This is a genomic window from Sphingomonas sp., from assembly GCF_019749955.1.
In the GTDB taxonomy this organism is placed as follows: domain Bacteria; phylum Pseudomonadota; class Alphaproteobacteria; order Sphingomonadales; family Sphingomonadaceae; genus Sphingomonas.
Map to the genome: position 1 here is coordinate 1 of NZ_JAIEPC010000082.1, position 8,627 is coordinate 8,627.

Below are 8,627 nucleotides of genomic sequence, written 5' to 3' on the forward strand. Positions count from 1 at the left end.
CGAATATTCGGTCTGATAGCCCGCGACGAGCTCGCTCTCGGCCTCGGTCAGGTCGAACGGCGCGCGTTGCGTCTCGGCCAGCGACGAGATGAAGAACACCACCGCCATCGGGAACAGCAGCGGGTTGAAACCGAAGCCATTGACGAAGCCGAAGATCGTGCCCTTCTGCGCCTCGACGATGCCCGCCAGATTGAACGTCCCCGCCCACAACACGATCGAAATCAGCACGAAACCGATCGCGACCTCGTAAGACACCATCTGTGCCGCCGCGCGGATCGCCGAGAAGAACGGGTATTTCGAATTCGACGACCAGCCCGCGAGGATGATCCCGTACACCCCGAGCGAACTCGCCGCGAGCACGTAGAGCAGCCCGACATTGATGTTGGCCAGGATCAGGTCGGCCTGAAACGGCACTACGGCCCACACGATCAGCGCGACGGTAAAGGTCACGATCGGCGCGAGCAGGAACAGCCCCTTGTTCGCCCCCGACGGAATGATCGTTTCCTGCAGGAACACTTTCAGCCCGTCGGCAAAGCTCTGGAGGATGCCGAAGGGTCCCACGACATTCGGCCCGCGCCGCAATGCCATCGCTGCCCAGATCTTGCGGTCGGCATAGATGATCAGCGCGACCATCAACATCACCGGAAAAGCGATGAGCAGGATGTCGATCAAGGTTGCGGTGAACCACGCGCCTTCGAAGGACATGCCGAGGTAAGTGAACCAGCTGGTCATTCCGCCGCCTCCGCGAAAGTCTCGCCGTGGATCAGCTCGGCCGAGCAGCGCTGCATCGTCGGGCTCGCGCGGCAGATCGCATTGGTCAGGTAGAAATCCTTGATCGGATAGCCTGCGATTACCCCTTCTGCCTTCGTATCAAGCGCAGGCGGGTTCCACTCGAACGTCGCCAGTCCCGACATCCCGAGCGCCGGTACCTCCGCCGCCATCGCCGCGCGCAACTGGTCGAGCGTGTCGAACGGCAGCGCCTTGCCCAGCCGCTCGCTCAGCGCCCGGAAGATCGTCCAGTCCTCGCGCGCGTCGCCCGGCGGGAACACGGCGCGCTCGCCACGCTGGACGCGACCTTCGAGATTAACCCAGGTCCCCGATTTCTCGGCATAGCTTGCGCCCGGCAGAATCACATCGGCATGGGCCGCACCCTTGTCGCCGTGATGGCCGATATAGACTTTGAAGCTATCGCCGAACGCCGAAAAATCGACTTCATCGGCGCCGAGGAAGAAGACGAGGCTAGGCTTGGCCGCGACCACGTCGGCAATGCCGCTGCCTTGCGCATAGCCGAGCATCAGCCCGCCCATCCGCGCCGCCGCCATATGCACCGTGTTGAAGCCGTTCCAGCCTTCGCGCACAAGATTATACTGCTTGGCAAACGCCAGCGCCCCGCCCAGCCCGTTCTTGAGTGCAGCACCCCCGACGATCACCATCGGGCGCTCGGCCTTGCCGAACAGCTCGGTCGCCGCCTCAGGCAGGCTCCCGAGCAAGGCCAGATCATCACCCAGCCACTCAACCTTGTAGGTCAAATCGACCACCGGCCCGATCGCAAAAACCTTCGCCCCGCGCTTGATGGCTTTGCGCACCCGCGTGTTCACCAGCGGCGCTTCCCAACGCAGGTTCGTCCCGACCAGCAGGATCGCATCGGCCTGTTCGGTGCCCGCAATCGTCGTGTTGAAATTGAGCGCGGCGAGCGACGAGACGTCGTAATCCAACCCCGTCTGCCGCCCTTCGAGCAAGGAAGACCCGGCCTGCGCGAGTAGCACCTTGGCCGCAAACATCGTCTCGCAATCGACCAGATCACCCGCAATCGCAGCAACGCTCGCACCGGCATTCACTGCCGCAATCGCCGCAAAGGCTTCGTCCCACGACGCTTCGACGAGCTTGCCGCCGCGCCGCACGAATGGCCGGTCGAGTCGCTTGCGCACCAGGCCATCGACCGCGTGGCGCGTCTTGTCGGTCGCCCATTCCTCGTTCACGTCTTCATTGATGCGCGGCAGGCACCGCAGCACCTGACGCCCGCGCGAATCGAGCCGGATATTGGTGCCGACCGCGTCCATCACGTCGATCGTCAGCGTCTTCTTGAGCTCCCACGGCCGCGCTTCGAAGGCATAAGGCTTCGACGTCAGCGCCCCGACGGGGCAGAGATCGACGACATTACCCGAAAGCTCGCTGGTGACCGCATGTTCGAGATAGCTGGTGATCTGCATGCTCTCGCCGCGCCCGATCGCGCCGATTTCCTCGATGCCAGCGACTTCCTCGGCAAACCGGACGCAGCGCGTGCACTGGATGCAGCGCGTCATCACCGTCTTGACGACCGGCCCCATATACTTCTCGGTCACCGCGCGCTTGTTCTCGCTGTAGCGGCTCGATCCCCGGCCATAAGCGACCGACTGATCCTGCAAATCGCACTCGCCACCCTGATCGCAGATCGGGCAATCGAGCGGGTGGTTGATGAGCAGAAACTCCATGACCCCTTCGCGCGCATTCTTGACCATCGGCGAGTTGGTGAAGATTTCCTGGTTCTCGGCTGCGGGGAGCGCACAAGAGGCCTGCGGCTTGGGCGGCCCCGGCTTCACTTCGACGAGGCACATGCGGCAATTGCCCGCAATGCTCAGCCGCTCGTGATAGCAGAAGCGCGGAATCTCCTTCCCCGCCAGCTCGCACGCCTGGAGCACGGTGGCACCGGCGGGGACTTCGATCTCGACGCCGTCGACTTTGAGTTTAGGCATTAGAAATGACCCCCACTGTCGCCACCCATCGTACCGGCGCCGCATTCATCGAAACTGGAGCCCGCCCTGTCTCTGTCGTTCCTAGTCCAATTGTTGTGCGGTCCAGGTTGTTCAGTTGGGCGGGCCGGCCGGAAGAGCCGATAGACAAAGACCGCAACGCCCAAGGTCACGACAACCACCACTTCAGTTGGCGTAATGGTCATTCCGCCGCCTCCGCCATCGGCATTGCGCCCTTGTGCTCGGCGATCCGCCGCTCGACGTTGAGTTTAGGCATGTCAGTGCATCTCCGTGCGGCGCGGGGAGACGGCTTGCAAATGGTTGCCCAAGTCGCCCAACCCGTGGAGTGACAGCGCCTCGATTGCCGAAGTCACTTGCACAGCATTATCCTCCACGTAGCCATTGGCCCGGGCCTGCTGCGCCCGTTTGAGCGCGGTAGCAAATGTGCCGCAGGACTTGTCGATATCACCGACGAGGTACTGCCAACGCAATTCTTGCGCGGTGGACGTTGGCTCTCCCCGAACCCGGCGACCGACATAGTGATCGGCAAACTTGCGGCTTCCCGTGCGGTCAATCGCCGAAGTTGCGCACCCGGCCCAGTCACGGACCGCCCGTGCGTTGTTGCTGCAGCCGCACGCTTCCGAACAACCGCCGAGGAACAGCGCGCCTGCCGCTAGACAGTGCAGGCTTGATTGTCTGGCCGGCCTCACTCCGCCGCCTCCGCCATCGGGGTCAGCCCCTTGCGCTCGGCGATCCGCCGCTCGACCTCGGGACGGAAGTGGCGCAGCAGGCCCTGGATCGGCCACGCCGCTGCATCGCCCAGCGCGCAGATGGTGTGGCCCTCGACCTGCTTGGTCACCTGGTAGAGCGTGTCGATCTCGGAAACTTCGGCATCGCCGGTCCGCAGCCGTTCCATCACGCGCCACATCCAGCCGGTGCCTTCGCGGCACGGCGTGCACTGGCCGCAGCTTTCGTGCTTGTAGAAATAGCTGAGCCGCGAAATCGCCCGGACGATGTCGGTCGATTTGTCCATCACAATCACCGCCGCCGTGCCGAGGCCCGAGCCGAGCTTTTTCAGCCCGTCGAAATCCATCGGGCAGTCCATGATCTGCGCCGCCGGCACCAACGGCACCGACGAGCCACCCGGGATCACCGCGAGCAGATTGTCCCAGCCGCCGCGAATGCCGCCGCAGTGCTTTTCGATCAGCTCGCGAAACGGGATGCTCATCGCTTCCTCGACGACGCAGGGCTTGTTCACATGGCCGCTGATCTGGAACAGCTTGGTGCCCTTGTTGTTCTCGGCGCCAAAGCTCGCGAACCATTCGGGCGAACGGCGCAGGATCGTCGGGCAAACCGCGATCGATTCGACATTGTTGACCGTGGTCGGGCAGCCATAAAGCCCCGCGCCCGCCGGGAAGGGCGGCTTCAGCCGCGGCTGGCCCTTCTTGCCCTCCAGGCTTTCGAGCATCGCGGTTTCTTCGCCGCAGATATAAGCGCCCGCGCCCCGATGGACGAACACGTCGAAGTCATAGCCCGACCCGCAGGCATTCTTGCCGACGAGCCCCGCCGCGTAGGCTTCGGCGACGGCGGCGAACAGCGTCTCGGCCTCACGGATATATTCGCCGCGAATGTAGATGTACGCCGCCCGCGCGCGCATCGCGAAGCCCGCGACCAACGCGCCTTCGATCAGCTTGTGCGGATCGTGGCGGATGATCTCGCGGTCCTTGCAGCTCCCCGGCTCGGACTCATCGGCGTTGATGACGAGGAAATTGGGGCGCCCAAGTCCATCAGAGGCGGGCTTGGGCTCCTTGGGCATGAAGCTCCACTTGGTGCCGGTCGGGAACCCCGCCCCGCCACGCCCGCGCAGGCCGCTCGCCTTGATGCGATCGATGATCGCGTCCTGCCCGATGTCGAGCAGCGCCTTGGTATTGTCCCAGTCACCGCGCTTGCGCGCAGCGTCGAGGTTCCAAGGCTGGAACCCATAGACGTTGGTGAAGATGCGGTCGCGATCCTCTAACATTCAAAGACTCCAGCGAGCATCAGCGGTTCTCGACCCTGTCGACGCGATTATGGACGTCGCGCATTTCGCCGCGCACCGCCCGCATATCGGATTTCAATTCGTCCACGCTTTCATGAATCCCGGCGAGATGCGCCAGCACCGATTGTTCGAAATGGGTCGATGCCGTCTGCCGCCGTTCGAGATTGCCCATGTGCGATTCGACCTTGTCGAGCCGTTGGTTGGTCTGCGACACCGCCGCCTGAATGCTCCGCAGCATTTCAACGATGAACTTGTCTTCGGCCATCAGCGTCCCTTCCCGACCAGCTTTTCGAGGAAGAAATAGGCCGCAACCGCGAGCCCCAGCACCACCGCCAGCACGATCAGCCCGAAGGCGAGCTTCACCAGTGCAACGAGTACGAACACGGCAAGCAGTGCGACGCCAAGCGCGATCAGGATGTTCATGCTTCACCATCCACGAGTTCGAGCCGCTGCTTCACCCGGCGCATGTCGCGCGACAGCCCGTCGACTCCGTTTTGCAGCGCGGCAAGATGTGTATTGACGCCCAAGAGTTGCCGCTCGACGGCGGTCTGGCGCAGTTCGACATTCAAGACACGGTCGGAAAGCCCGCCGATGTCCGACCGGATCGCCTTCAGCATCTCGGTGATGAAGCGAGTCTCCTGAACGGTCACGCCCATTCCCCCCGGTAATCGTGGTTGTCGGCCACCATCTTCTGAAGCGACGTCGGGCCGCCTTCGGGGCAGCTCGTCTGGCGACCGATCTGCGAGCCGGGCTTCGGCGTGTCGCCTTGCGCCAGCGCGTCGAGGATCGCTGTGGTGCGATCATAGTCGAGATCTTCGAAATTGTCGTCGTTGATCTGCACCATCGGCGCATTGGCGCACGCGCCCAAGCACTCGACTTCGGTCAAGGTGAACAGGCCGTCGGGGGTGGTCTTGCCCTTCACCAGCCCGCGATTCTTGCACGCCTTCATCACCTCGTCCGATCCCGCCAGCAGGCACGGCGTCGTCCCGCACACCTGCACATGATAGCGGCCGACGGGGGCGAGATTGAACATCGTGTAGAAGCTCGCGACTTCGTACACGCGCATATAGGGCATGCCGAGTTCGCGCGCGACGAACTCGATCACCGGCACCGGCAGCCAGCCTTGCGTCTGCGTCTCCGCCCCCACCTGCCGCTGGGCGAGATCGAGGAACGGGATCGACGCCGATTGCTGCCGCCCGGCGGGATAGCGCGTCAGGATGGTCCGGGCCTTCTCGGCGCTCTCAGGCGACCAGGCGAAACTGCCCCAGCGCGCGCGCGTTTCAGCTTCGTCGGGGATGTGGATCGTATCAGCCACGGCTCAGCGCGCGTCCGACAGTTCGAGGCGCCGCTCGACGCGCGCCAGCCGCTCGTCGAACTTGTCCATGCGATTGTTGAGGCCTGACAGACTGATCAGAATTCCGCCCAAATGCTCGTCAACGGCGGACAGGCGCGATTTCACGATCTGCATATCATCTTCCATATTGGTCAGCCGGTCGTCGATCCGGCGCAGCCGTTCCAGAATCAGGTTTTCGACATTTTCGGTCATGCCAAAGCTCCTTCGCTGAGGCTTTCCCATAGCATAAAATCGAGGCGCTGCGGGCATCCACGGGCCATCACAGCAGCTCCAGCGTCGCACGCGTCAGCTCGGACGGGTTGACGCCTGTATTCGGCTCGCCCTCGCGGTCGAGGAGGAGGATGTGGCATTCGGCCTCGGCAAAGGGGCGGTGCTCGGTGCCCTTGGGCACGACGATCATCTCGCCCGCCTGCAACCGCCGCACGCCGTCGCGGAACTCGATGCCGAGCTCGCCCGACACGACAAGGAACAGCTCGTCGGTATCGGCATGCGCGTGCCAGGTGAAATCGCCCTGCACTTTGGCGACGCGGATTTCATTGCCGTTGTAGCTGCCGACAATGCGCGGATTCCAGTGATCCGCGAACTGCGCGAGCTTGTCGGCGAGATTGAGGGTGGCGGGGGTGTCAGTCATACTGATGGCGACTTCTTTAACAACATAAGCAACCCGAGAATTCCCGGCAGCGCTGGAATCAACCACCACATTGTCACTACGAAGATTTTGAAAGCTTCACCTTGACCGAGTATCGCCGTAAAAGGAAAAAGAAACATCATTATCGCAAAGCCGTAGCCTAATTGAACACCGTCACTGAATGCGACACCATAGAGAAGCGTCGCCGATATTGCGATAAGTCCAATCGGGCCACAGCCCTTCACCGGTCACACTCCCCGAACACAATATCCAGCGCGCCCAGGATCGCCGTCGTGTCGGCCAGCATATGGCCCCGGCTCATGAAATCCATCGCCTGCAGATGCGAGAACGCCGTCGGCCGGATCTTGCAGCGGTATGGCTTGTTCGTCCCGTCGCTCACCAGATAGACGCCGAATTCGCCCTTGGGGCTTTCGGTCGCGACGTAAACTTCGCCGGCGGGCACATGAAAGCCCTCGGTATAGAGCTTGAAGTGGTGGATCAGCGCTTCCATCGACTGCTTCATCTCGCCGCGCTTGGGCGGCACCACCTTGCGGTCGAGGCTGGCGATCGGCCCGTCGGGCATTTCGGCAATGCACTGGCGGATGATTTTCGCCGACTGGCGCACTTCCTCGACGCGGACCATGAACCGGTCATAGCAATCGCCGCGCGTGCCGACCGGCACCTCGAAATTCATCTTGGCATAGGCATCATAGGGCTGCGACTTGCGCAGGTCCCAAGGGATGCCCGCCGCGCGGATCATCGGCCCCGAAAAGCCCCATTTGATCGCGTCTTCGCGGCTCACCAGCGCGATGTCGACGTTGCGCTGCTTGAAGATGCGGTTGTCGGCGACAAGGCTGATCGCATCCTCGAACAAGCGCGGCAGCCGCGTGTCGAGCCAATCGCCAATGTCGCTCAGCAGCTTGAGCGGCACGTCCTGATGCACCCCGCCGGGGCGGAAATAGGCGCCGTGCATCCGTGCGCCCGAGGCACGTTCGAAGAAATTGAGGCAATCCTCGCGGATTTCATACATCCACAGCCCCGGCGTCAGCGCGCCGACGTCGATGACATGGCTCGCGAGATTGAGCATGTGGTTCGAAATGCGCGTCAGCTCGGCGAACAGCACGCGCAGATATTGCGCGCGGATCGGCACTTCGAGATCGAGCAATTTCTCGATCGCGAGCACATAGCTATGCTCCATGCAGAGCGGCGAGCAGTAATCGAGCCGATCGAAATAGGGCAGCGCCTGGAGGTAGGTCTTGTACTCGATCAGCTTTTCGGTGCCGCGGTGGAGCAAGCCGATATGCGGGTCGAGCCGCTCAACGATCTCGCCGTCAAGCTCCATCACCAGCCGCAACACGCCGTGCGCAGCCGGGTGCTGTGGCCCGAAATTGATCGTGTAATTCTCGATCGCGATTTCGCCCGTTTCGGGGTCGATCACTGGCGCGGTCTCGCTCATTTCTTGACCTCCGGCTCGGCCTTTTCATCGCCGGGCAGGACATAATCGGCCCCTTCCCACGGCGAGGTGAAGTCGAAGGTGCGGAAATCCTGCGAGAGCTTGACGGGCTCATACACCACGCGCTTCGATTCCTCGGAGTAGCGCAGCTCGACATAGCCGGTGAGCGGAAAGTCCTTGCGCTGCGGGTGGCCGCGAAAGCCGTAGTCGGTCAGGATGCGGCGCAGGTCACTGTTGCCGCTGAACAGCACGCCGTACATGTCGTACACTTCGCGCTCGAGCCAACCCGCGACCGGCCACAGCCCCGTCACCGACGGCACCGGCTGGACCTCATCGGTGGTCACGCGCACGCGGATGCGGTGGTTCCGGGTCAGGCTGAGCAGATGATAGCAGACATCGAACCGCTCGGGCCGCTCGGGATAATC

At 62.8% G+C, this 8,627-nt stretch carries 13 protein-coding genes; all 13 read right to left on the reverse strand.

Annotated features, from left to right (window positions below; genetic code table 11):
- On the reverse strand, positions 1-732 hold a 732-nt coding region (locus K2W81_RS13935), incomplete at its 3' end, for an NADH-quinone oxidoreductase subunit H (protein WP_294105384.1).
- A complete protein-coding gene (gene nuoG / locus K2W81_RS13940) occupies positions 729-2,732 on the reverse strand; it encodes an NADH-quinone oxidoreductase subunit NuoG (protein ID WP_294105385.1) in 2,004 nt (667 codons plus the stop codon). The genes K2W81_RS13935 and nuoG, both read right to left, overlap by 4 nt.
- A 275-nt stretch (positions 2,733-3,007) precedes the next feature.
- A complete protein-coding gene (locus K2W81_RS13945; RefSeq protein ID WP_294105386.1) occupies positions 3,008-3,439 on the reverse strand; it encodes a hypothetical protein in 432 nt (143 codons plus the stop codon).
- Positions 3,436-4,749, reverse strand: a complete 1,314-nt coding sequence (gene nuoF, locus K2W81_RS13950; protein WP_294105388.1) for an NADH-quinone oxidoreductase subunit NuoF — start codon at positions 4,747-4,749, stop codon at positions 3,436-3,438. Before nuoF ends, K2W81_RS13945 begins: the two co-directional genes overlap by 4 nt.
- Positions 4,750-4,768: 19 nt before the next feature.
- On the reverse strand, positions 4,769-5,032 hold the full coding sequence (locus K2W81_RS13955) for a hypothetical protein (protein WP_294105390.1): 264 nt from the start codon (positions 5,030-5,032) through the stop codon (positions 4,769-4,771).
- Positions 5,032-5,190 carry a hypothetical protein gene (locus K2W81_RS13960; RefSeq protein ID WP_294105392.1) on the reverse strand — a complete coding sequence of 53 codons (159 nt, stop codon included), beginning with the start codon at positions 5,188-5,190 and terminating at the stop codon, positions 5,032-5,034. The genes K2W81_RS13955 and K2W81_RS13960 overlap by 1 nt, the downstream gene beginning before the upstream one ends.
- Positions 5,187-5,417, reverse strand: a complete 231-nt coding sequence (locus K2W81_RS13965; RefSeq protein ID WP_294105393.1) for a hypothetical protein — start codon at positions 5,415-5,417, stop codon at positions 5,187-5,189. Before K2W81_RS13965 ends, K2W81_RS13960 begins: the two co-directional genes overlap by 4 nt.
- Positions 5,414-6,082 (reverse strand): NAD(P)H-dependent oxidoreductase subunit E, encoded by a 669-nt coding sequence (locus K2W81_RS13970; RefSeq protein WP_294105395.1) that lies wholly within the window; start codon positions 6,080-6,082, stop codon positions 5,414-5,416. The genes K2W81_RS13965 and K2W81_RS13970 overlap by 4 nt, the downstream gene beginning before the upstream one ends.
- Positions 6,083-6,085: 3 nt before the next feature.
- Positions 6,086-6,313 carry a hypothetical protein gene (locus K2W81_RS13975; RefSeq protein ID WP_294105396.1) on the reverse strand — a complete coding sequence of 76 codons (228 nt, stop codon included), beginning with the start codon at positions 6,311-6,313 and terminating at the stop codon, positions 6,086-6,088.
- 67 nt (positions 6,314-6,380) lie between these two features.
- Positions 6,381-6,752, reverse strand: coding sequence for a cupin domain-containing protein (locus K2W81_RS13980; protein WP_294105398.1), 372 nt, complete (start codon positions 6,750-6,752; stop codon positions 6,381-6,383).
- Positions 6,749-6,994: a hypothetical protein gene (locus K2W81_RS13985; RefSeq protein ID WP_294105400.1), complete on the reverse strand. Its 246-nt coding sequence runs from the start codon at positions 6,992-6,994 to the stop codon at positions 6,749-6,751. The genes K2W81_RS13980 and K2W81_RS13985 overlap by 4 nt, the downstream gene beginning before the upstream one ends.
- Entirely contained in the window at positions 6,991-8,205 is a 1,215-nt protein-coding gene (locus tag K2W81_RS13990; RefSeq protein WP_294105401.1) for an NADH-quinone oxidoreductase subunit D, read from the reverse strand. Before K2W81_RS13990 ends, K2W81_RS13985 begins: the two co-directional genes overlap by 4 nt.
- On the reverse strand, positions 8,202-8,627 hold a 426-nt coding region (locus tag K2W81_RS13995; protein WP_294105403.1), incomplete at its 5' end, for an NADH-quinone oxidoreductase subunit C. The genes K2W81_RS13990 and K2W81_RS13995, both read right to left, overlap by 4 nt.